Annotated in this window: 23 protein-coding genes; 16 read left to right on the forward strand and 7 right to left on the reverse strand. The window is 27.1% G+C overall.

The window, feature by feature from the left end:
• The 11 genes from dnaA (at window position 1) to CINS_RS00055 (ending at window position 11,191) form a co-directional block, all read left to right on the forward strand.
• A complete protein-coding gene (gene dnaA / locus CINS_RS00005; protein WP_039648779.1) occupies window positions 1-1,332 on the forward strand; it encodes a chromosomal replication initiator protein DnaA in 1,332 nt (443 codons plus the stop codon).
• 134 nt (window positions 1,333-1,466) lie between these two features.
• The gene (gene dnaN / locus CINS_RS00010; RefSeq protein ID WP_039648780.1) at window positions 1,467-2,534 is read left to right on the forward strand and encodes a DNA polymerase III subunit beta; all 1,068 of its coding nucleotides are present in this window, start codon (window positions 1,467-1,469) and stop codon (window positions 2,532-2,534) included.
• A 9-nt stretch (window positions 2,535-2,543) separates the two neighbouring features.
• The gene (gene gyrB, locus CINS_RS00015; protein ID WP_039648781.1) at window positions 2,544-4,862 is read left to right on the forward strand and encodes a DNA topoisomerase (ATP-hydrolyzing) subunit B; all 2,319 of its coding nucleotides are present in this window, start codon (window positions 2,544-2,546) and stop codon (window positions 4,860-4,862) included.
• Window positions 4,862-5,794 (forward strand): DNA adenine methylase, encoded by a 933-nt coding sequence (locus CINS_RS00020; protein WP_039648782.1) that lies wholly within the window; start codon window positions 4,862-4,864, stop codon window positions 5,792-5,794. Before gyrB ends, CINS_RS00020 begins: the two co-directional genes overlap by 1 nt.
• Before the next feature lie 415 nt (window positions 5,795-6,209).
• Complete coding sequence (locus CINS_RS00025) at window positions 6,210-6,818, forward strand: type II restriction/modification enzyme (protein WP_039648783.1); 609 nt, start codon at window positions 6,210-6,212, stop codon at window positions 6,816-6,818.
• On the forward strand, window positions 6,815-7,807 hold the full coding sequence (locus CINS_RS00030) for an adenosine deaminase (RefSeq protein WP_039648785.1): 993 nt from the start codon (window positions 6,815-6,817) through the stop codon (window positions 7,805-7,807). The genes CINS_RS00025 and CINS_RS00030 overlap by 4 nt, the downstream gene beginning before the upstream one ends.
• A complete protein-coding gene (locus CINS_RS00035; protein WP_039648787.1) occupies window positions 7,804-8,781 on the forward strand; it encodes a hypothetical protein in 978 nt (325 codons plus the stop codon). The genes CINS_RS00030 and CINS_RS00035 overlap by 4 nt, the downstream gene beginning before the upstream one ends.
• Entirely contained in the window at window positions 8,781-9,167 is a 387-nt protein-coding gene (queF, locus tag CINS_RS00040; protein ID WP_039648789.1) for a preQ(1) synthase, read from the forward strand. Before CINS_RS00035 ends, queF begins: the two co-directional genes overlap by 1 nt.
• A 170-nt stretch (window positions 9,168-9,337) precedes the next feature.
• Window positions 9,338-10,597: a sulfite:cytochrome c oxidoreductase molybdopterin oxidoreductase subunit gene (gene sorA / locus CINS_RS00045; protein ID WP_039648790.1), complete on the forward strand. Its 1,260-nt coding sequence runs from the start codon at window positions 9,338-9,340 to the stop codon at window positions 10,595-10,597.
• 4 nt (window positions 10,598-10,601) lie between these two features.
• The gene (sorB, locus tag CINS_RS00050; protein ID WP_039651246.1) at window positions 10,602-10,934 is read left to right on the forward strand and encodes a sulfite:cytochrome c oxidoreductase monoheme cytochrome C subunit; all 333 of its coding nucleotides are present in this window, start codon (window positions 10,602-10,604) and stop codon (window positions 10,932-10,934) included.
• Window positions 10,935-10,981: 47 nt separating this feature from the next.
• A complete protein-coding gene (locus CINS_RS00055; protein ID WP_039648792.1) occupies window positions 10,982-11,191 on the forward strand; it encodes an alkylphosphonate utilization protein in 210 nt (69 codons plus the stop codon).
• Window positions 11,192-11,205: 14 nt separating this feature from the next.
• On the opposite strand, the gene thyX is transcribed toward CINS_RS00055, so the two are convergent.
• Window positions 11,206-11,838 carry an FAD-dependent thymidylate synthase gene (thyX, locus tag CINS_RS00060; protein WP_039648794.1) on the reverse strand — a complete coding sequence of 211 codons (633 nt, stop codon included), beginning with the start codon at window positions 11,836-11,838 and terminating at the stop codon, window positions 11,206-11,208.
• Between the two features lie 99 nt (window positions 11,839-11,937).
• On the opposite strand from thyX, the gene CINS_RS00065 reads away from it, so the two are divergent.
• Entirely contained in the window at window positions 11,938-13,566 is a 1,629-nt protein-coding gene (locus CINS_RS00065; protein WP_039648795.1) for a CTP synthase, read from the forward strand.
• 1 nt (window position 13,567) lies between these two features.
• Complete coding sequence (gene recJ, locus CINS_RS00070) at window positions 13,568-15,139, forward strand: single-stranded-DNA-specific exonuclease RecJ (protein ID WP_039648797.1); 1,572 nt, start codon at window positions 13,568-13,570, stop codon at window positions 15,137-15,139.
• Between the two features lie 45 nt (window positions 15,140-15,184).
• Here recJ and prfA read toward each other — a convergent pair whose 3' ends face one another.
• From prfA to rsmA, 5 genes are all read right to left on the reverse strand, one after another.
• Window positions 15,185-16,252: a peptide chain release factor 1 gene (gene prfA, locus CINS_RS00075; protein WP_039648799.1), complete on the reverse strand. Its 1,068-nt coding sequence runs from the start codon at window positions 16,250-16,252 to the stop codon at window positions 15,185-15,187.
• 4 nt (window positions 16,253-16,256) lie between these two features.
• The gene (gene rpsT / locus CINS_RS00080; RefSeq protein ID WP_039648801.1) at window positions 16,257-16,520 is read right to left on the reverse strand and encodes a 30S ribosomal protein S20; all 264 of its coding nucleotides are present in this window, start codon (window positions 16,518-16,520) and stop codon (window positions 16,257-16,259) included.
• A gap of 92 nt (window positions 16,521-16,612) precedes the next feature.
• On the reverse strand, window positions 16,613-17,374 hold the full coding sequence (locus CINS_RS00085) for a pseudouridine synthase (protein ID WP_039648802.1): 762 nt from the start codon (window positions 17,372-17,374) through the stop codon (window positions 16,613-16,615).
• Between the two features lie 11 nt (window positions 17,375-17,385).
• Window positions 17,386-19,329: a ribonuclease J gene (locus tag CINS_RS00090; protein WP_039648804.1), complete on the reverse strand. Its 1,944-nt coding sequence runs from the start codon at window positions 19,327-19,329 to the stop codon at window positions 17,386-17,388.
• Window positions 19,295-20,116: a 16S rRNA (adenine(1518)-N(6)/adenine(1519)-N(6))-dimethyltransferase RsmA gene (gene rsmA / locus CINS_RS00095; protein ID WP_039648806.1), complete on the reverse strand. Its 822-nt coding sequence runs from the start codon at window positions 20,114-20,116 to the stop codon at window positions 19,295-19,297. Before rsmA ends, CINS_RS00090 begins: the two co-directional genes overlap by 35 nt.
• Window positions 20,117-20,207: 91 nt before the next feature.
• Here rsmA and CINS_RS00100 point away from each other — a divergent pair, with 91 nt between their 5' ends.
• The 3 genes from CINS_RS00100 to CINS_RS07910 are packed head-to-tail and all read left to right on the forward strand — an operon-like array spanning window position 20,208 to window position 21,918.
• Complete coding sequence (locus tag CINS_RS00100) at window positions 20,208-20,744, forward strand: phosphorylase family protein (protein WP_039648808.1); 537 nt, start codon at window positions 20,208-20,210, stop codon at window positions 20,742-20,744.
• Window positions 20,745-20,752: 8 nt separating this feature from the next.
• A complete protein-coding gene (rlmN, locus tag CINS_RS00105) occupies window positions 20,753-21,823 on the forward strand; it encodes a dual-specificity RNA methyltransferase RlmN (protein ID WP_039648810.1) in 1,071 nt (356 codons plus the stop codon).
• Entirely contained in the window at window positions 21,820-21,918 is a 99-nt protein-coding gene (locus CINS_RS07910) for a hypothetical protein (RefSeq protein WP_232012945.1), read from the forward strand. Before rlmN ends, CINS_RS07910 begins: the two co-directional genes overlap by 4 nt.
• Here the strand turns inward: CINS_RS07910 and CINS_RS00110 are convergent, their stop codons facing one another.
• Window positions 21,919-22,350 carry a glycosyltransferase family 9 protein gene (locus CINS_RS00110; RefSeq protein WP_039648812.1) on the reverse strand — a complete coding sequence of 144 codons (432 nt, stop codon included), beginning with the start codon at window positions 22,348-22,350 and terminating at the stop codon, window positions 21,919-21,921.
• Between the last annotated feature and the right edge of the window lie 83 nt (window positions 22,351-22,433).

Raw genomic sequence — 22,433 nt, forward strand, 5'->3', positions numbered from 1 at the left:
ATGGATATAAAAGATTTTTTACAAGAATTTAAAGCTGAAATTACGGACAATGAATACCAAAATTATCTTTCGCATCTACAATTTAGTGAAAAATCAAGTAAAAATAATCTTTTAGTCTTTATAGCACCAAATCATTTTTTAGCTAAATTTATACAAACAAAATATTCTCAAAAACTAGCATATTTTTACGAAGTAAAAACAGGAATTAATCCTCAAGTTATCATTACAACTGGTGAAATTAAAACCTCTGTTAAAAACAATACTAAAATAGATATTTCACAAATTAAAGTACAAAGCACAATTTTAAATCCATCATTTACTTTTGATAGCTTTGTTGTGGGAGATTCTAATCAATACGCTTATGCTACTTGTAAAGCTATTACACAGAAAAATAAATTGGGCAAACTTTATAATCCTATTTTTATTTATGGTCCAACTGGACTTGGAAAAACTCATTTACTTCAAGCAGTAGGAAATGTTTGTTTAGATAATGGATATAAAGTTATTTATGCAACTAGTGACAATTTTATCAATGATTTTACCTCTCATTTAAATAACAAAACAATGAATAAATTCCATGAAAAATATAAAAATTGTGATGTATTGCTTATAGATGATGTTCAATTTCTTGGTAAAACTGACAAAATTCAAGAAGAATTTTTTTTCACATTTAATGAAATTAAAGAAAAATTTGGTCAAATCATTATGACAAGTGATAATCCACCCAATGTATTAAAAGGTATCACTGAACGTTTAAAAAGTCGTTTTGCAAATGGAATTATCGCAGATATTACTCCACCACAACTTGATACAAAGATAGCTATCATCAAAAAAAAATGTGAATTTAATGCTATAGATCTTGAATCAGAAGTTATTAGTTATATTGCTACTTCCATGGGTGATAACATCAGAGAAATTGAAGGTATGATTACAAATTTAAATGCACAGGCTAGACTTTTTAACCAAAAAATTACATTAGAAATAGTAAAAAGTTTTATGAAAGATCATATAAAAGAAAATAAAGAAAATATAAATATAGAAGATATACTAAGTGAAGTTGCAAAAAGTTATAATTTAAAACCAAATGATATAAAATCAAATAAAAAAACACAAAATATCGTTATTGCAAGAAGAGTTGTAATATTTTTATCAAGAGAACTAACTACTATGTCTATGCCTCAACTCGCAAGATTTTTTAATATGAAAGATCACACAGCCATATCACATAACATTAAAAAAATTCAAGAACTCATTAAAGAAAATGAAAATTTAAAAATAATAATAGATGAATTAAGAAATAAAATTTTAACAAAAATAAAAAATTTCATGTGAACAAATGTGAATAATATTATTTTTTATTCTATTATGTAAATAAACTATAAAAAAGACTTCAAAATACTTTTTCACATTTTCACATTACTTATTATTATGATAAAATAAATTTTAAAAAATATCAAGGAATAAAAATGAAAATTAGTATAAACAAAAATACTCTTGAATCAGCCATAGTACTAACTAACTCATATGTTGATAAAAAAGATTCTAGTAATATAGCATCTCATCTTTTATTTGAAGTAGTTGAAGATAAACTAATAATCAAAGCAAGTGATTATGAAATAGGAATTAATTATAAAATTAAAAAAATTAAAGTAGAAAATGCTGGATTTGCTACAGCTAATGCAAAAAGCATCTTAGATATTATAAAAAACTTAAATAATGAAGATGTTATTTTAGAAACTATAGAAAATTTTTTATTCATAAGACAAAAAGGAACAAAATATAAACTTCCTATGTTCAATTATGAAGATTTTCCAAATTTTCCAAGTACAGAAGGTAAAGATAAATTTGATATAGATTCTAATGATTTAAGTAGATCTTTGAAAAAAATATTACCTGCAGTTGATACTAATAATCCAAAATATTCTTTAAATGGTGCATTACTTGATATAAAAACTTCTCACATAAATTTTGTAGGTACTGATACAAAACGTTTAGCAATTTTTACTTTAAATAAAACCAACGAAAAAGAATTCAATCTTTGTATTCCTAAAAAAGCTATACTTGAAATGCAAAAAATATTTTTTGAAAAAATTGAAATTTATTATGATGAAAATATATTAATTGCAAAAAATGAAAATTTTGAATTTTTTACAAAACTTATTAATGACAAATTTCCTGATTATGAAAGAGTAATTCCAAAAAATATTACAAAAGAATTTATATTTAAAACAGAAGATTTTATAGATGCTCTTAGAAAAATTAATGTAGTTACAGAAAAAATGAAATTAAATTTCCATAAAAATAAACTCGTATTTGAAGGAATAAGTTTAGATAATATGGAAGCAAAAACTGAACTTGATATAGAACTTGATATAGAAGAAGAATTTAATCTTTGTATTAAAAATAAATTCATTACAGACTTTTTAAATTCTATAGAAAGTGAAAATTTTAAATTAAGTATTAATGAACCTCATATGGCTTTTTTAGTTTCTTCTGAAGAATTACAAACTGTTATAATGCCAGTAATATTATAAGGAAAATATATGCAAGAAAACCAAAATTATAACGCAAGTAATATTAAAGTTTTAAAAGGCTTAGAAGCTGTTAGAAAACGTCCAGGTATGTATATAGGTGATACTAATATTGGTGGTCTTCATCATATGATTTATGAAGTAGTTGATAACTCTATTGATGAGGCTATGGCAGGTTTTTGTGATACTATAAATGTAGAAATTACTACAGAAGGTTCTTGTATAGTTAGTGATAATGGTCGTGGTATTCCTGTTGGGATTCATCCTACTGAAAATATTCCCACTTTAACTGTAGTTTTAACTGTTTTACATGCAGGTGGTAAATTTGATAAAGATACTTATAAAGTTTCAGGTGGTTTGCATGGTGTTGGTGTTAGTGTTGTAAATGCATTATCAAAAAAATTAGTTGCAACTGTCCATAGAGATGGAGAAATTTATAGGCAAGAATTTTCAGAAGGTAAAACTATTAGTGATTTTGAAACAATAGGAACTAGTAAAAAAACTGGAACTATTATAGAATTTTGGCCTGATGATAGTATTTTTGAAATAACTGAATTTGATTATGAAATTTTAGCTAAAAGATTTAGAGAACTTGCTTATTTAAATCCAAAAATAACTATAAATTTTAAAGATAATCGTGTAGGTAAATCTGAGAGTTTTCATTATGAAGGTGGTATAAGTCAATTTGTTATTGATATGAATAAAAAGCAATCCTTGACTAAAGCTATATTTTTTAATGTAGATGAAGAAGATGTTAATGTTGAAGTAGCTTTACTTTATAATGATAGTTATAGTGAAAATTTACTCTCTTTTGTTAATAATATTAAAACTCCTGATGGTGGAACTCATGAAGCTGGTTTTAGAATGGGTCTTACTAGAGTTATTAGTAATTATATCGAAGCAAATGCTAGTGCTAGAGAAAAAGATTCTAAAATTACTGGAGAAGATGTAAGAGAAGGTTTAATCGCTGTAGTAAGTGTAAAAGTACCTGAACCTCAGTTTGAAGGTCAAACTAAAGGAAAATTAGGTTCATCTTATGTACGTCCTATTGTTTCAAAAGCTTCTTTTGAATATTTAAGTAAATATTTTGAAGAAAATCCTATAGAAGCTAAAGCTATTATGAATAAAGCTTTAATGGCAGCTCGAGGTAGAGAAGCTGCTAAAAAAGCTAGAGAATTAACTCGTAAAAAAGAAAGTTCTAGTGTAGGAACTTTACCGGGAAAATTAGCTGATTGTCAAAGTAAAAATCCAAGTGAAAGTGAAATTTATCTTGTTGAGGGAGATAGTGCTGGTGGAAGTGCTAAACAAGGTCGTGAAAGAACATTCCAAGCTATTTTACCTTTAAGAGGTAAAATACTTAATGTAGAAAAAGCACGACTTGATAAAATTTTAAAATCTGAACAAATTCAAAATATGATTACTGCTTTTGGTTGTGGTATAGGAGATGAATTTGATATAGAAAAATTAAGATATCATAAAATTATTATTATGACAGATGCTGATGTAGATGGATCTCATATACAAACTTTACTTTTAACATTCTTTTTTAGATTTATGAATGATCTTGTAGCAAATGGACATATTTATTTAGCTCAACCACCACTTTATCGATATAAAAAAGGTCAAAAAAAAGAAATTTATCTTAAAGATGAAAAAGCTTTAAATGATTATTTAATTGAAACTGGTATTGAAAATTCAAATTATGAGGGTATAGGTCTTAATGATTTAAAAGATTTTTTAAAAATTGTTGCTGCTTATAAAAATATATTAAAAGAATTAGAAAAAAGATTTAATGTAATTTCAGTAATTAGATATTTAATAGAAAATCCTGATTTTATTAAATCAAGTAATGAAGAGTTATTTAAAATTGTTAAAGAATTTTTAGAAAAACAAAATCATAATATTTTAAATTCTTATATAAATGAAAATGAAATTCGTCTTTATGTTCAAACTGAAAATGGTTTAGAAGAATTATTAATTAATGATGATTTATTTACAAATCCACTTTATGAAGAAGCAAATTATATTTATCAAAAAATTAAAGAAAGAGATTTGAGCTTTGATAAAGATATCTTAGATATTTTAGATGAAGTAGAAAAGAATGCTAAAAAAGGTGCTTATATACAACGTTATAAAGGTCTTGGAGAGATGAATCCAGAACAATTATGGGATACTACCATGGATCCTAATAATCGTCGTTTATTAAAAATTACTATTGAAGATGCTCAAAGAGCTGACGATACTTTTAATCTTTTTATGGGTGATGATGTAGAACCTCGCCGTGAATATATACAAACTCATGCAAAAGATGTAAAACACTTGGATGTTTAATGACAAAAAATCTATTTGATTTTGATGAAAATAAAAAAGAATATTTTTTAAAATCTTTAAAAGGTGAAAATTTGCCTTTTAAAAGATATGCTAAAAGTCCTATTAGATATGGTGGTGGAAAATCACTTGCAGTAGGTATTATACTAGAACATTTTCCAAATGATTTAAAAAGACTTATTAGTCCTTTTATTGGTGGTGGAAGTGTTGAGATTGCAAGTGCTTTAGAGTTAGATATAAAAGTAAAAGCATTTGATATATTTGATATATTAGTTAATTTTTGGCAAGTTATTTTAAATAATAATAAAAGATTATATGAAGAACTTTTAAAATTAAATCCTGATAAAAATACTTATAAAATAATAAAAGAAGAATTAAAAAACCATTGGGAAAATAAATTAAAACTTGATAATTTAACTTTAGCAAGGGATTATTTTTTTAATTTTAATCTTAGTTATGGTCCAGGGTTTTTAGGTTGGATGTCAAGTAATTATGAAAATAAAGATAAATACTTAAAAATGTTAGAAAAAATTAAAAATTTTGATGTTAAAAATTTAGAAGTTCAATGTACTTCATTTGAAGAAGTTTTTAAGTCATATCCAAATGATTTTTTTTATTGTGATCCACCTTATTATCTTAAAGGTGATTCAAAAATGTTTAAAGGAATTTATCCTATGAGAAATTTTCCTATTCATCATAATAATTTTGATCACGATTTATTAGCACAATGTCTTAAAAATCATAAAGGAAAATTTATACTTAGTTATAATAATTGTGAATTTATTAGAAAAACTTATAAAGATTTTAAAATTTTAGAGCCAAAATGGCAATACACTATGGGGCAAGGTGAGACAAGAGTTGGTAAAAATCGTATCGATAGAGGTGATGATACAAACATTAAAAAAAGTCATGAGTTATTAATAATAAAGGATTAAAAAAATAAAATGAAAGAAGTAACTATTAAATTAAAATTAAATAAAAATGAAGAAATTATTCCGATTTTTCCTGATAATTTTAATTTTAAAGATAGAATGAAACACATTTAAAAATTTTATGTTAATGAAGAACTTAAAAAAATTGCTTATAATGAGCAAAGTCCAAAAGATAGTTTAAAAGCATATAAAAATGGTCAAAAAAATGGTGATCTAAGTATTAGAACAAAGAAAAAACATGAAGCAATAAAACAAGAATTAAAAAAAGGAAATAATGTTAAAGTAGTTATAAAGCAAGTAATAGATAATAAAACTCCGAAAGAATTATCAGATGAAGAAATAGAAAAATATAAAAAAGAACATAATGGAATAGCTCCAGAGTGGAATAAACAAAAAAATCATAAAAAATGGAAAGATAATGAGAATAAGTCAAGTTAAAACAGCTTTTAAAATTGCAGATGTTGAATTTATTGAAAGTAGTACAAAACTTAATTTTAATTATTTAAAAAATTTAAAAGATGAAAATAATAATTCATTACCACAAAGTATTTTAACTGAAAATGTAGCTCGAGTTTATCTGATAGTTGTAGATGGTGAAATTAAAAAAATAGGTGGTTCTCAAGATAAAGGTGGTATAAAAGGAACATTGTCAATTTATAAAGATGGTGGTGTAAAAGGTCGTCCTAGTATTAGAAGTTTTGGTATATGGTATTTTTTATATCATACTATATTACAAGATAAAAAGATTGAATTTTATATGATTTTTCAAGAAAATTTCGAAAAAGATATAAAAGGTTTATTTGGGTACCACAAAATTAAAAATGCTTCTATTAGTTATAAATTTATAGAAGAATGTTGTAATAAAGATTATTTAGCATTTGAAAATAGTAAATATCCAGATTGGAATGTTCAAGAACAAGGTATGGATTGGCCTGAAGATATAAAAAATTTGCATGCAGAAATTCAAAAAAATGCTCAAACAAGAGATAAAAAAATTATAAGACAAGAAGTAAAATTTAATCGATGAAAACTTTTTTACAAAATATTCCAAAAGTAGAATTACATTTGCATATTGAGGGTTCATTAGAACCTTCAATGATGTTTGAATTAGCTAAAAGAAATAACATAAATTTAAAATTTAAGAATGAAGATGAAATTAAAAAAGCATATGATTTTTCAAATTTACAAGATTTTTTAGATATTTACTATCAAGGTGCAAATGTTTTACAAACTAAACAAGATTTTTATGATTTAACTTGGGCTTATATACAAAAATGTAAAGAACAAAATGTAGTTCATACTGAAATTTTTTTTGATCCTCAAACTCATACTGCTAGAAATATTCCTATAAAGATTGTAGTAGAAGGAATTTATGAAGCTTTAGAAGAAGCAAAAAATCAATTTGGAATTTCAAGTTTTTTAATAGCTTGTATTTTAAGACATTTAAGTGAAGAAGAAGGTCTAAAAACTTTAGATGAACTTTGTTTGTATAAAGATAAAATTAAAGCTATAGGACTTGATAGTTCTGAACTAAATAATCCACCTTCAAAATTTAAGAATTTATTTAAAAAAGCTAAACAAGAAGGGTTTTTACTCGTAGCACACGCTGGCGAAGAAGGAGATAGTGAATATATTAAAGAAGCTTTGGAGCTTGGTGTAAATAGAATTGATCATGGAGTAAGATGTCAAGAGGATTTAGAGCTTGTAAAACAATTAGCTAAAAGTCAAATTCCACTAACAATATGTCCTTTATCAAATATAAAATTAAAAGTTTTTAAAAATATGCAAGAACATAATATCTTAAAACTTTTACAACAAAATGTTTGTGTGGGAGTGAATTCTGATGATCCTGCATATTTTGGTGGATATATTTTAGAAAATTTTATAGCCTTAGATGAAACTTTTAAGCTTAGTAAAGATGAGGTTAAAAAACTTTGTATTAATGCTGTAAATGCATCATTTTTAAATACAAATGAAAAAGAAAAGTTGGTAAAACAAATTAAGGCTTATAAATGAAATATAGTTTTTTGGATTTAATCAAAGAAGTTTTGAGTGAGTGTGAGTTTCCACTTAGTGGTAATGAAATTTGGAATTTAGCTTTAATCAAAGGTTATGATAAAAAATTGCAAAGTTATAAGGATGGAACTTTAACTAAAACTCCTATTCATAGCTTATTGGCAAAAGTTTATACAAATTTAAAGAAAGAAAATTCTATTTTTTTAATAGCATCAAAAAGTCCTACAAAATTTTGGTTAAAAGCTCGTGAGCATGAGTTAAATTCTAAAAAAATAGAAGACATACAAAAAAAAGAAGAAAAACAAAAAACAAAAAATCATTTTCATGAAAGAGATTTGCACCCTTTAGTTGTTAAATTTTTATACGATAATGCTAATTTTAACCTTTTTAGCAAAACTATTTTTCATGAAAAAAGCACTAGGGCAAAAAGTGGTGAAAATGAATGGATACATCCTGATATTGTCGGAGTGCATTTTCCGTTTAAGGATTATGAAAATGATTCTTTTGAACTTTTTAAGAATTTAAATCAAATTTCTTATAAACTTTATAGTTTTGAACTTAAAATTAGACTTGATTTTTCAAATTTAAGGCAATGTTATTTTCAAGCTGTGAGTAATTCTAGTTGGGCTAATGAAGGATATTTAATAGCATTAGAGTATGATGAAGAAATTTTAGATGAACTTTGGAGATTAAATAATGCTTTTGGTATAGGATTTATCAAACTTGATGTGAGTGATTTAAATTCTTTTCAAATTATTATTCCAGCGAAAGAAAAATTAAATTTAGATTTAAAAACTTTGGATTTGTTAGTGTATAAAAATACAGATTTTAAAAATTTTATAGAAAATATAAACAAAGATATAAATGTAGGTGATTATAACCGCATAGGAATTCAATTTTATGATGAAATTTTTGAGGATGAAGATATAGAAAAATATATAATAGATAAAAAAATCATAATAAAGGAAAAATAATGAGATATGGTGAAAAAGAGATAAAAGAATTTGATGTTGAAAATATGGAAGTGTGGCCAAATGATGCTAAAAATGATTATGTGATTAAAATTACTTTACCTGAATTTATGTGCTGTTGTCCAAGAAGTGGTTATCCTGATTTTGCTACTATTTTCTTAGAATATATACCAAATAAATTAGTAGTAGAACTTAAGGCTATTAAGCTTTATATAAATACTTTTATGCACAGAAATGTTTCACATGAAGCAAGTATTAATGAAATTTACAATACTTTAAAAGATAAACTTGATCCAAAATGGATTAAAGTTGTGGGCGATTTTAATCCTCGTGGCAATGTACATACTGTGATTGAATGCAGATCAGATTTAGTAGTACCAAAGTTGTAATTTATTTAAAATAAAGTTGTATTAAAATGTAATTATAACGCTATTTTACTATATTTTAAAGCGTGTTACTTTTAGAGACATTTGTATTTTTTAACTAGAATAATTCGATGTCAATTGTAAAAAAATGTTTTAAAATTCTAATTGAAATTTATATTTTTAAGGAAAATGATATGGATAAATATCAATTAGAACAAAATGAAAATTCTCAAGAAGATCGTAGAGGATTTTTAAAGAATTTAGGAATCACTCTTTTAGGTGCTAGTGCTTTAACAAATGTTTCTTTTGAAAATTATTTTTTAGGTAGTCAGGTTTTAGCTAAAGAATTAGATAGTTTTAGGATTGAAGGTAAAAAAGATGTAATTTATCATGGTGAAAGACCTATGACAGCTGAAACACAAATTTACGCTTTAGATCCTGATTTTACAAGACCTGAAAATTTCTTTGTGAGAAATAATGGTGTTCCACCTGAGATGACTGTGATAAAAGAGAGAATGAAAAAAGGTTGGACACTAGAAATTGGTGGAGAAAGCGTTAAAACTGCAAAAACTTATACCTTAGATGAGTTAAAGAAAAAATTTAAACATTATACTTATGCTTTGACTTTAGAGTGTGGTGGTAATGGAAGAGGCGAAGTTATACCTAGTACTAAAGGAACACAATGGGGTTATGGAGCTGTTGCCTGTGGTAGATGGACTGGAGTAAGATTAAAAGATATTTTAGAAGATTGTGGTGTAAAAGATGATGCTGTTTATATAGGATATTATGGAATTGATACTAAATTAAATGGTGAAGAAACTTCTCCTATTAGTAGAGGTGTACCTATTAAAAAAGCTATGCAAGAAGAAACATTAGTTGCTTGGGCTTATGAAGGTAAAGATATACCATGGATCAACGGCTATCCACTTCGTTTAGTTTGTGGAGGATATCCTGCAAGTACAAGTGGTAAATGGTTATCAAAAATTGTTGTGAGAAATAAAATTCACGATGGTGAAAAAATGGATACCTCATACAAAATTCCTGTAAATCCTGTAAAACCTGGTGATTTTACTTCTAAAGTTGAAATGAAAATTATAGAATCAATGCCTGTGAGATCTATTATTACTAATATTAAGAAAAATGATAAGGTTAAGGCAAATAAAAAATTTGAGGTTAGAGGAAAAGCTTGGGCTGGTGAGTTAGAAGTTAAAGAAGTTTATGTAAGTAATGATTATGGTGTAACTTGGACTCAAGCGAAAGTTGAAAAACCTCTAAATAGATTGGCATGGCAAAAATGGAGTACTCAAATTTCTATTCCAACAAAAGGATATTATGAAATTTGGGCAAGAGCAGTTGATAGCGAAGGAAATAGTCAGCCTATGGTTTTAGCGCAATGGAATCCAGGTGGTTATATTAACAATGCTTGTCATAGAATAAACGTTTTTGGGGTGTGAAATGATGAAAAAAGCAATATTAATTTTATGTATAGGCTTTTCATTTCTTTTTGCAAATACTGAATATAAGGTTAATCCTGATACGGGATTGATAATTGATGAAAATTCTCCATTGGTAGAAGCTAATTGTTTAGCATGTCATGGTTCTGGATTGATAACAAATATGCGTGCAAGTAAGCAAGCTTGGCTTGCTGCTATAAGGTGGATGCAAGAATCAGAAGGATTATGGGAAATTCCTGCAGAAGATGAAGAAAAAATATTAACTTATCTTACAAAACATTATGGAGAAAAATACGATACAAGAAGAAGAATTCCTTTAGCATTGATGGAAAAATAATTTTTTATGTATATTAGATATAATTGCATTAAATTAAGGAGTTAAAAATGCCAAAAGATGCAAATGGAGCAGAATTGAATGCAGGTGATAGTGTGAGTATCATTAAAGACTTAAAAGTCAAAGGTGCTAGCACTACCTTAAAACGTGGAACAACTGTAAAAAATATTAAACTTACAAATAAAGATACAGAAATTGAAGCTAAAGTTGATAAATTTGGCGTTATTGTTTTAAAAACTGAATTTCTAAAAAAAATATAGTAAATTCTCAAAATTTAATTTTGAGAATTGTCTTCTAAGTTGATGCAATGTGAAAATATAAATTGATGTTCTTCAGGTAAATTGTTATATAGAGCATTTGCTAAATTTCTTATTTCCCAAAGAGCTGATTTTGAACTTCTTAAAGTTATAAAATTTTGTAAACTTCTAGCATTTATAGTTAAAGTAAGTTCAGTTTTATAACTTTCTGGTAAGCAATATTTTGCTATATCTAAGCTAGTATTATTTTGCAATATTAAGCGCAAATTTTCTAAAGCTTTAATACTAGCATTATCTACCATTTCATTTCCAGTTAGAACTAAATATTTTTTAGCATTTTCAAAATCATTTTCTTTGAATACGTTTTCGTTTCTAAGTTCTTTTAATGTATATCTTGTGCTTTTTACACTAGGACTAGTATGACGATGTCTTGCAACTTCTTGTAAGCAAGCACGAGAAATTCCTTGTATGTAAAAAGTATAGTTTAAATGTTCTAAAGTAGAAGCATGTTTAAATTTATTACCTACACGATCAATTAGTTCTTTATCTTTTTCACCACCACAATCGCCTTTATCAAAACTTTGCCAGCAAGTTCTTGTAGCATGAGAGCATACATTTAACGGAGTATAATTTAATAATGTAATTTTCATAATCATCCTTATAAAAATAAACTAATTCTACAAAAAAAAGTTTATAAAAATAAAATTTTTTATTCGTTATAATTTTAAAAAATAATACAAGGCTATTTTATGAAATTAAAACAAACTAAATATATATTTGTAACAGGTGGAGTTTTAAGTTCTTTAGGTAAAGGTATTGCAGCAGCTTCTATAGCGACTATTTTAAAAAATTCAGGATTAAAAGTAAGTATTTTAAAAGCTGATCCTTATATTAATGTAGATCCAGGCACCATGAGTCCGTTAGAACATGGTGAAGTATTTGTTACAGATGATGGAGCCGAAACTGATTTGGATTTAGGTCATTACGAAAGATTTTTAAATGAAAATTTATCTCAAGATAATAATTTTACTACAGGTAGAGTTTATCAAAGTGTTATAGAAAAAGAAAGAAGAGGAGATTATTTAGGCAAAACTATACAAGTTATTCCCCATATTGTTGATGAAATAAAAGAACGCATTAAAAAAGCTGGTATTGATAAAGATATTTTGATAGTTGAGATTGGTGGAACTGTTGGTGATATAGAGGGGCTTCCTTTTTTAGAAGCTATTAGGGCTTTAAGGCTTGAAGTTGGAAAATACAATGCTATTAATATACATTTAACCTTAGTGCCTTATATTAAAGCAGCGGGTGAATTAAAGACTAAGCCAACGCAACATAGCGTCGGAGAGCTCCGTCGCATAGGTATAAGTCCTGATATGATTATTTGTAGAAGTGAGAAATCTTTAGATAGAGAGTTAAAAGATAAGATTGCGGTTTCATGCGGTGTTGAAAAAAATTGTGTTATAGAAAGTGTTGATGCGGCTAGTATTTACCAAATTCCATTAAATTTTTTAAGACAAGATATTTTAGACGCTATTGCAAATTTGCTGGATTTAAAAGGTTTGCAACCAAATATGAGTGAATGGGATAGTTTGGTTAAAAGAGTTATTGCACCAAGTAATGAACTTATTATTGCTTTTGTTGGTAAATATGTAGATTTAAAAGAAAGCTATAAGAGTTTAACTGAGGCTATTATCCATGCAGGTGCAGCACTTGATACAAAAGTAAATTTGAAATGGATTGATAGTGAAAAACTAGAAAATTCAAATGTAGATGAAAATTTTAAAGATGTAAGTGGAATTTTGGTAGCAGGTGGATTTGGATACCGCGGTGTAGAAGGTAAAATAAAGGCTATTAAATACGCAAGAGAAAATAAAATTCCATTTTTGGGAATTTGTCTTGGTATGCAGCTTTCTTTGATAGAATTTGCTAGAGATGTTTTAAAACTTGAAGATGCAAATTCAAGCGAATTTGATAAAGAATGTAAAAATCCTATTATATTTTTGATTGATGAATTTATTGATTTAAGTGGTAAAAAACAAATTAGAACAAGTAAAACTCCACTCGGTGGAACAATGAGACTTGGTTCTTATCAATGTCATATTAAAGAAAATACTTTACTAAGTAAGGTATATAATGGCGAAAAAATAATTAAAGAGCGTCATCGTCATCGTTACGAAGCTAATCCAAAATATAAAGAGATGTTTGAAAAAAATGGTTTAATAATAAGTGGTGAAAATGAAGGATTAATTGAGGCTATAGAATTAAAAGAACACCCGTTTTTCTTAGCTGTTCAGTTTCATCCTGAATTTACTTCTCATTTAGTGAGAGTTAATCCGGTAATTTTTTCTTTTATAAAAGCATCACTAGATAAGTAATATGTTAAATAAAGCTAAAATCAAAGAAATTTTAAATAAGCGTTTTAAAGATGATATTCATGTAAAACTTTGTGATCTTCCTATGCCATCATGTTTGAAAGATGTTTATAAAGGAGCTTTGCGTATTAAAGAAGCTATAGATAAAGGTCAAAAAATAGCAGTAGTTGGTGATTATGATGTAGATGGAGTTATTTCGTGTGTTATTATTTCTGAATTTTTTGATGATATTGGATTTGATTATATAATTAAAATTCCAAATCGTTTTAAAGATGGTTATGGATTAAATAAAGAGATTATTGATGAGCTTGGAGATGTTGATTTAATTATTACTGTAGATAATGGTATAGCAGCTTTTGAAGCAGCTAATATATGTCAAGAAAAAGGTATTGATCTTATCATCACAGACCATCATATGCCTTCAAATATTTTACCAAATGCATATGCTATTGTTAATCCAAAACAAGAAGATTGTGATTTTCCAGATATTGAGATATGCGGTGCTCAAGTAGTATGGTATTTGGTTGCTGCTATTAAAGAAGTTTGCAAGATTAATTATAACATGTGCAAATTTATAGAACTATTAGCAATTGCGATAATTGCTGATATGATGGAGCTTAGGGATCTTAATAGGGCGTTGGTTAGAAGAGGTATAGAATGTATCAATACTTCCAATCGTGCTGCGTTCAAAGCTATAAAAAAATATTATGGAAAAGACAAATTCGAAATTGATAATATAGGTTTTTTAATAGCTCCTTTGATTAATAGCGCTGGAAGAATGGATGATGCCATTATTTCTTATAATTTTTTACATTCAAAAAATATTAGTGAAGTTGAAAATTATTTAGAGCAAATTGTTTCTTATAATAATAATCGCAAAGATGAAGAGAGAGAGTTATTTAAACAGTGTTTAGAACAAGTTAATGTTAAAGATAATGTAATTGTAGTAAATGGTCAAAATTGGCATGAAGGTGTATTAGGAATTGTGGCAAGTCGTTTGGCAAAGCATTTTAATAAGCCTGCTTTTGTATTTTCAGAATGTGATGAAAAAGCTAAAGCAAGTGTAAGAAGTGTCGGAAAAATAGATATTTTAAATGTTATAGAAGAAGCTAAAGATTTTGTTTTAAGTTATGGTGGACATAAAGGTGCAGCAGGAGTTTTAATTGAAATTTCCAAATTAGAATCTTTCAAAAATAAATTGAATGAAATTTGTGACAAAATTCACAAAGAAGATTTTTATAGTTCAGAAGAAGTTTTAGGAAGTATTGATCCTAATGAAGTGGATTTTGAACTATTAGAACTTTTGGAATTTTTTGAGCCTTTTGGTCATAAAAATCCTAGACCATATTTTCAATTTGATAATCTTTTGGTAAAAAATAAAAAACATATAGGAAAAGATGAAAAACATATGAAATTGGTACTTACTTATGGTAGTAAAGCTCTAGAAGCTTTATTTTTTAACTTTGATTATGATCCACAAGTTGGCGAAAATATAAAATTGATTGCAAGTATTTCTAGAAATAATTTTAGAGGTTTAGTTACTCCTCAGCTAACTATAAAAGAGATATTAAAATAAAAACAAAACTTATTTGTAATCTTTGAATAAGTTTTGTGGAACTTTTTATAAATTTTCTTGTTGTAAAGCTTCAGCTTGATAATATGCTATCAGTGGCTCTATAATTTCATCAAATAATCCACCTTCTAATATAGCATCGAGTCTATATAGTGTGAGATTAATTCTATGATCGCTTATTCTATTTTGAGGAAAATTATAAGTGCGTATTCGTTCACTTCTATCTCCACTGCCAACCTGAGATTTTCTAGTTTCACTTTCTTTTGCTAGACGTTCTTGTTCTTGCATTTCAAATAATCTAGCTTTTAATACTTTCATAGCACTTTCTTTATTTTTATGCTGACTTTTTCCATCTTGATTAACAACTACTATACCAGTTGGTATATGAGTAATTCTTACGGCGCTATCGGTCGTATTAACACTTTGACCACCATGTCCACTACTTCTCATTACATCTATTTTCAAATCATTAGGATTTATTTGAATTTCTACATCATCAACCTCAGGCATTATTGCCACTGTTATAGCTGAGGTATGGACTCTTCCTTGCGATTCTGTTTCTGGTACTCTTTGAACCCTATGTGTTCCACCTTCATACTTTAATCTTGAGTATGCTCCATTTCCTTTAATAAGGATAATAATTTCTTTAAATCCACCAGCACTACCTTCGCTAGAGCTGATAATTTCGTATTTATAATCACGATTTTCAGCATAACGTATATAAGATTTTACAAGATCACCAACAAATAATGATGCTTCATCCCCTCCGGTTCCTGCACGAATTTCTAAAAAAATATTTTTATCATCATTTGGATCTTTAGGAAGTAAAAGAATTTTTAATTCCTCTTCAAGCTGAGGTTTTAGAAGTTCTAAATTTTTCAATTCTTCTTTAGCAAGTTCACCAAGCTCAATATCAGATAGCAAGATTTTATTTTCTTCTATGTCGCTTAATGTTTTTAAATATTGTTTAGCTTTTGTCACTATGGGATCTAAAGTTTTTTGTTCTTTAGATAAGGTAGTCATCTTAGATATATCATTGGATATATTAATATCACTTAGAAGAGCATTAAGCTCATCAAAGCGTTCTAAAAAAGGCTTAAGTTTATCAGCTAACATTAATTTATGCTAATTTATTTACCAGTAATGCTAATCTACTTACACGGCGTGATGCAGTTTGTTTTTTCAAAAATCCACGACTTACCATAGCATGAATATTTTTATTTGCTATTTTTAATGCATTTGCTGCTGCTTCTTTGTCATTATTTGCTGCTGCTTCACGAACCGCTTTAGTAATATTTTTTAATCTTGTTCTATAAAATCTATTTCTTTCAGTTCTTTTGATAGTTTGTCTTGCTCTTTTTTCAGCAGATTTATGGTTTGCCATAATTTTCCTTTTTTATATAAATTAAGTTGATAATTATATAAAAAATAAATTAAATTTTTATAAATTTAAGTAATATTAAAGTATTAATTTTTTTAATACCTTACATTGTTTAACTTTAAAAAATCTCTTAATTTTTCGTATTCTCCATTTTCTAAATAACGATATTTTCCAGATTTTAACATTCCAAGATCTAAAGCTCCAAATGCAACTCTTTTTAAATCCATTACTTCAAGATCAAAATGTCCAAAAAATCGTCTTAATTCTCTATTTTTGCCTTCGTTGATAATAACTTTAAGTTTGGTATAGCCTCCACTAGATCCAAAAATTTCAAATCCTAAAAAAGGTGCAAAATTCATAGAAATAATTTTTGTTTTCACATGAGCACCTTTCTTTTCATTTTGAATTTCTAATCCATTTTGCATAGCTTCTATCACATTTTTTTGTATATTACCTTTTAGTTTTAAGTAATATTCTCGTTCTAAATCACTGTGCATTAGAGCATCTGCAATAACAGGAGAGTCAGTTAATAAAAGCAATCCTTCGCTAGCAAAATCAAGTCTACCTACGCTAAGCCATGTGCTAAATTGTTTCGGTAAAGTATGATAGATAGTTTTTCTACCTCTATCATCTTTTTTACTTACAAGTTCCCCTTTTTGCTTATTATATATAATAACTGAAAATTGAGTTTTTTTATGAAGCTTTTTACCATTAATAAATACTTTATCTTCAGCATTTACATCATCACTTAGCAAGGCTATTTTTTTATTGATTTTAACTAGACCTTGTTTGATTAATTCATCAGCTTCTCTACGAGAATATTTGCTATTGTGCGAGATAAATTTATTAATTCTCATTATAAACTCATTTACATTACAAAAATAGTCGGTACTATAGTTGGATATTTTTTTATTTTCCTAAAAATATGTTTTCGCAATACCTGTCTAATTTGCGCTTCTAAAATCCTTGGATTGTCTAATATTTCATCTTTGACATTTGGAAAAAATTGACTTAATACTTCGCTCATTTCCTTTGAGAAATTTCCATCTTGTTTATCGGCTACAAGACCATAGCTAAATACTCTAGGTTTGTTTATTAAAGTTTTACTTGCTTTGTCAAGTTGGGCGATGATTACAACTATGCCACTATCAGCTAGCTTTTGTCTATCTATAACCACATCATCAGCAATTTGTTTGTTGATTTGATTATCCACAAATACTTTTCCTGTTTTAACAGTTTTGGTGCGTTTAATATATTTGTGACAAAGTTCAATTTGATCTCCATCACTCATTAGATAGATATTTCTTTCAGGTATCCCGCATTTTACTGCAGTTTCTTTATGTTTGGTTATATGGTTATATTCTCCATGCACTGGTAAGAAAAATTTAGGTTTGACTAAATTTAGCATGAGTTTTTGTTCTTCTATGCTAGCATGTCCGCTTACATGAATTTCACTGAATTCTTGATATGCTACTTTTGCACCTGCTTTTAAAAGAAAATCAAGAACTGCAGAAACATTAGCTTCATTTCCTGGTATGGCTTTAGCTGAAATTATGACTTGATCGCTTGGTTTAATTTTGATGAATTTGTGCTCATCTGTGGCCATTCTATAAAGAGCACTCATAGTTTCACCTTGACTACCTGTAGTGACAATAAGAATTTCATTGTCTTTATATTTGCTAACTTCATCAGCATCAATAAAAATTTTACGATCAAGTTTAATATATCCAAGTTCCATTGTAGTATATAGATTTCTTTCCATGGATCTACCTATAACACAAACTTTTCTACCATATTTTAAACCATAAGTAATAGCTTGATAAACACGATGTATATTTGAACTAAAAGTGCTCATAATAACACGACCTTTGGTTTTTGAAAAAATTTGATCAAAAGTAGGACCTACAGAACTTTCACTTTTTGTGTATCCTTCTTTGTAAGAATTTGTGCTATCGCTTAATAAACACAAAACTCCTTCTTCGCCATAATGCGCTAAACGACTTAAATCAGTAGGATATCCATCAATAGGAGTTTGATCTATTTTAAAATCTCCTGTGTGAATGATAGTACCTGCTTTAGTTTTTATAGCTAGCGCTGAAGCATCTATAATGGAGTGAGTAATGTGTATCCATTCTATATCAAATTCTCCTATTTCATAAATTTGTCTTTTAGTTACTGGCCTAAACCATTTGCGTTCAGCTTTTAAACCATGTTCTTCAAATTTATTTGAAATCATTCCTAATGCCAAAGGGGTGGCATAAATTGGAAACTGAAATTCTTTAAAAAAATATGGTACAGCACCTATATGATCTTCATGAGCATGTGTTATGATTATGGCTCGTATTTTGTTTTTAATTTTTCTTACATAATCAAAATCAGGAATAATGATATCTACACCATGCATACTACCATCTGGAAAACTCATTCCTATATCTACCACAATTGCATCATTGTTTGTTTCAAAGATAGTAATATTGCCACCTATTTCGCCAAGTCCACCTAAAGGAGTAATTTTTATTTTATGTTCGCTTGTATTATTGTGTTTAGATGGATGAAGTCTTAGTTCATGCATCAATTTATTAGCTTCTATACTTTTAGCAAGTTCAACTTGCCAATCTTCATTACCATTTAATTTAGAAGGTAAATTTCTATTTCTCTTCTTTTTCTTTTTTTCTTCTGTGTTGTTTGTAGTATTTTCTGATTGATTGGCATTATTTTGTTCTAAATTTTGTAAATTTTTATTTTTTTTATTTTTAAATTTATTAAATCTTCTTGTTTTATTTTGTTCTTGAGTTTTGTTTTCTTCGTTCATAAGTATCCTTTAAATAACCAAAAATTTTAAGGTATAACTCAACACTTATTTCATGAGCTCTTGAAGAAGGTGAAATATTTAATTCTCTAAAAATCTCTAAAATTTTATCTTTTTTATCTTTAAAATTTGATACAAGTTGTTTTCTTGGATTTTGAAAACAATCTTTAAGAAAAATTTTGAAACTTTCTAAATCTTGAATTTTTTGCTTGTAATTTGTTACTTTTTCAAGCTTCATAACAGCAGAAGTAACTTTTGGTGGTGGATTAAAGCTTTCTGGTTTAATTTCAAACAATAAAGCTTTTTTACAAATAAGTTCACAAAGGATACTTAATGCCGAAAAATTACTTTCTTTAAAAGTAGCACAAAATTTTTGCGCTACTTCTTTTTGAACCATTACAATAAGTCCTAGACACTTATCATCTTCTAAGGCTTTCAAGATTAAATTTGTAGCAATATAATAAGGCAAATTTGCTACTAAAAAATACTCTTTTTCGCTTAAACTTCCATTGTTAAATGCTATACTAGCATCTTGATGAATAAGCTCAAAATTTCCACCTTCAATCTCATTTTGAAATTTTTTATTCAAAATAGGAATCAGTTCTTTATCAATCTCATAGGCTTTAACTTTAACCTGAGGTATCGATAAAAGTTCCTGTGTTAAATCACCTAAGCCAGGCCCAATCTCAACAATATTTTTTGTATCTTTGGGTATGGCTTGAGTGATTTTTAATACTACATTTTTATCGCATAAAAAATTTTGTCCAAAATATTTTTTCGCTTTAATCATTGAAGCATTTTATCTAAAAATTTATTAATTATAGCATTATTTTAAGTCCTAATTGGATAAAATTTATTTTTTATTTTTATAAAGGTTGTTTTTGAAAAATCTTATAGTGTGTGCTGGAGGAAATGAACAATTTGAGTTTGCACAAAGTATAGGTATAGGTATTGTAAATTCTGCATTTAATCTAGGAAAAATTTTAAGTCAACAAAAAGTAGATAAAATAATTTTTATTGGAACTTGTGGTATTTATCAAGATGGAAATATTTTTGATATTTATGAAAGTACAAATGCTTGTAATATTGAATATGCGTATTTTTTTGAAACTTTTTATACTCCTATAAATAATACAATAAATTTGAATGTTTCATGTGAAACTACTATTGTAAATTCTTCTAATTACATATGTAGCGATAAAAATATAGCTAAAAAATATGCTCAGCTGGGGATTAAAATAGAAAATATGGAAGCTTATTCTATATTAACTTGTGCAAAAAATTTTGGGATAGATGCTGTTTGCTATTTATGTGCAACAAATTTTTGTGATGAAAATGCTCACAAATATTTTATTAACAATCATAATAAAGCAAAAGAGAAATTAATATCGTTTTTGAGTGATAAAAAATTAATATAGGAAAAAAATTGAAAAATTTACAGAATATTTTAGATTTTACTAAAGAAGAATTGGAAAATATAGTCCAACCTAAATTTAGAGCTAAACAAATTTTTGAGTGGATTTACAAAAAATATGTTGATGAATTTTTGCAAATGTCTTCTTTGCCTAAAGATTTTCGTTTATATTTGCAAGAAAGATTTCATTTTTCACCATTAAAATGTATAAAAGATGAAAAAAGTAAAGATGGTAGTATAAAATATCTTTTTGAACTTGTAGATGGATATAAAATTGAAGCTGTTTTGTTACCTATGAAAGAAGAAGTTGTAGATGAAAGCGGTAAGATCGTTAAGCATAAAAAATATACAATTTGCGTATCATCTCAGGTTGGGTGTAAAAGTGGATGTAGTTTTTGTCTTACTGCTAAAGGCGGTTTGAAAAGAAATCTAAGTGCTGGTGAGATTGTAGGACAAATTTTATGGATTAAAAAGCATAATAATATACCTTATGAAAGAAGGGTTAATATAGTCTATATGGGTATGGGAGAGCCTTTGGATAATCTTAAAAATATTTCTAAGGCAGTTAAAATTTTAGCCGATAATGATGCTTTAGCGATAAGCCCCAGAAGACAAACTATAAGCACGAGTGGTTTAGCAAAACAGATCAAGGAGCTTGGAGAAATGAATTTAGGAGTACTTTTGGCTATTTCACTCCATGCTGTAAATGATGAGCTTAGAAGTGAATTAATGCCTATTAACAAAGCATATAATATAGCAAGTATTATGGAAGCTGTAAGAAATTTTCCTATAGATCAACGAAAAAGAGTGATGTTTGAATATCTTTTAATTGATGGAGTAAATGATAAAATAGAACATGCAAAAGAATTAGTCAAGCTTTTAAATGGTATAAAAGCTAAAGTAAATTTAATACTTTTTAATCCACACGAAGGAAGTTTATATAAGAGACCAAGTGTTGAAAATGCTATCAAATTTCAAGATTATTTGAGTGCTAAAGGTGTTACTTGTACTATAAGAGAAAGTAAAGGACTTGATATTTCAGCAGCTTGTGGACAGCTTAAAGAGAGGCAGAGCATAAGATGACTTTTTTAGATATCGCTCAAATTATATTTATAAGTATAGTTGTTGTGATTGGACTTGGTGGAATTATTTATGTATTAAAAAATGAAGATAAATAATTAATTGATATATTTTTTTAATCTATCAATGACATCTATTATAATTTTATTTACTTCATTGTTTGATAATTCACTGTATTTTTTATCAATAAAAACATAGTCTTTATTGTATGTTGGCCAATATATACTATCTTTTTTGGGATATAATCCAATACTAGAGATTTTCATGTTACTTGCAATATGAATTGGACCAGTGCTAGGGCTAATAATACATTTTGATCGAGATATAAGTTCTGCTAAATTTAAAATATCATCATTATTTTTAAAAATATAAATTTCTGATAAAAGATTTATATTATACTGTTTAATGTTTTTTATAAAAGTGTCATGAATATCATTGTAGGTTGGAACAATGATGTTTATGTTTGGATATGAAATTCGAATTTGTGTTATAAGATCAAGAAATGAAATTATTCTTAGTGTAAAATCCACTGTAATACTAAAAGGATTTATAACGATAAAATTTTTTATATTATTACTTCGAAGATAATTTTGAATAATATTTTTGTTTTTAG

It is taken from the genome of Campylobacter insulaenigrae NCTC 12927 (genome assembly GCF_000816185.1).
Taxonomy (GTDB): Bacteria; Campylobacterota; Campylobacteria; order Campylobacterales; family Campylobacteraceae; genus Campylobacter_D; species Campylobacter_D insulaenigrae.

What these genes read in the sequence shown, in the direction of transcription:
- dnaA (WP_039648779.1), top strand. Translation starts at nt 1, where the DNA reads ATGGATATAAAAGATTTTTTACAAGAATTTAAAGCTGAAATTACGGAC.
- dnaN (WP_039648780.1), top strand. Translation starts at nt 1,467, where the DNA reads ATGAAAATTAGTATAAACAAAAATACTCTTGAATCAGCCATAGTACTA.
- gyrB (WP_039648781.1), top strand. Translation starts at nt 2,544, where the DNA reads ATGCAAGAAAACCAAAATTATAACGCAAGTAATATTAAAGTTTTAAAA.
- CINS_RS00020 (WP_039648782.1), top strand. Translation starts at nt 4,862, where the DNA reads ATGACAAAAAATCTATTTGATTTTGATGAAAATAAAAAAGAATATTTT.
- CINS_RS00025 (WP_039648783.1), top strand. Translation starts at nt 6,210, where the DNA reads ATGAGAATAAGTCAAGTTAAAACAGCTTTTAAAATTGCAGATGTTGAA.
- CINS_RS00030 (WP_039648785.1), top strand. Translation starts at nt 6,815, where the DNA reads ATGAAAACTTTTTTACAAAATATTCCAAAAGTAGAATTACATTTGCAT.
- CINS_RS00035 (WP_039648787.1), top strand. Translation starts at nt 7,804, where the DNA reads ATGAAATATAGTTTTTTGGATTTAATCAAAGAAGTTTTGAGTGAGTGT.
- queF (WP_039648789.1), top strand. Translation starts at nt 8,781, where the DNA reads ATGAGATATGGTGAAAAAGAGATAAAAGAATTTGATGTTGAAAATATG.
- sorA (WP_039648790.1), top strand. Translation starts at nt 9,338, where the DNA reads ATGGATAAATATCAATTAGAACAAAATGAAAATTCTCAAGAAGATCGT.
- sorB (WP_039651246.1), top strand. Translation starts at nt 10,602, where the DNA reads ATGAAAAAAGCAATATTAATTTTATGTATAGGCTTTTCATTTCTTTTT.
- CINS_RS00055 (WP_039648792.1), top strand. Translation starts at nt 10,982, where the DNA reads ATGCCAAAAGATGCAAATGGAGCAGAATTGAATGCAGGTGATAGTGTG.
- thyX (WP_039648794.1), bottom strand. Translation starts at nt 11,838, where the DNA reads ATGAAAATTACATTATTAAATTATACTCCGTTAAATGTATGCTCTCAT.
- CINS_RS00065 (WP_039648795.1), top strand. Translation starts at nt 11,938, where the DNA reads ATGAAATTAAAACAAACTAAATATATATTTGTAACAGGTGGAGTTTTA.
- recJ (WP_039648797.1), top strand. Translation starts at nt 13,568, where the DNA reads ATGTTAAATAAAGCTAAAATCAAAGAAATTTTAAATAAGCGTTTTAAA.
- prfA (WP_039648799.1), bottom strand. Translation starts at nt 16,252, where the DNA reads ATGTTAGCTGATAAACTTAAGCCTTTTTTAGAACGCTTTGATGAGCTT.
- rpsT (WP_039648801.1), bottom strand. Translation starts at nt 16,520, where the DNA reads ATGGCAAACCATAAATCTGCTGAAAAAAGAGCAAGACAAACTATCAAA.
- CINS_RS00085 (WP_039648802.1), bottom strand. Translation starts at nt 17,374, where the DNA reads ATGAGAATTAATAAATTTATCTCGCACAATAGCAAATATTCTCGTAGA.
- CINS_RS00090 (WP_039648804.1), bottom strand. Translation starts at nt 19,329, where the DNA reads ATGAACGAAGAAAACAAAACTCAAGAACAAAATAAAACAAGAAGATTT.
- rsmA (WP_039648806.1), bottom strand. Translation starts at nt 20,116, where the DNA reads ATGATTAAAGCGAAAAAATATTTTGGACAAAATTTTTTATGCGATAAA.
- CINS_RS07910 (WP_232012945.1), top strand. Translation starts at nt 21,820, where the DNA reads ATGACTTTTTTAGATATCGCTCAAATTATATTTATAAGTATAGTTGTT.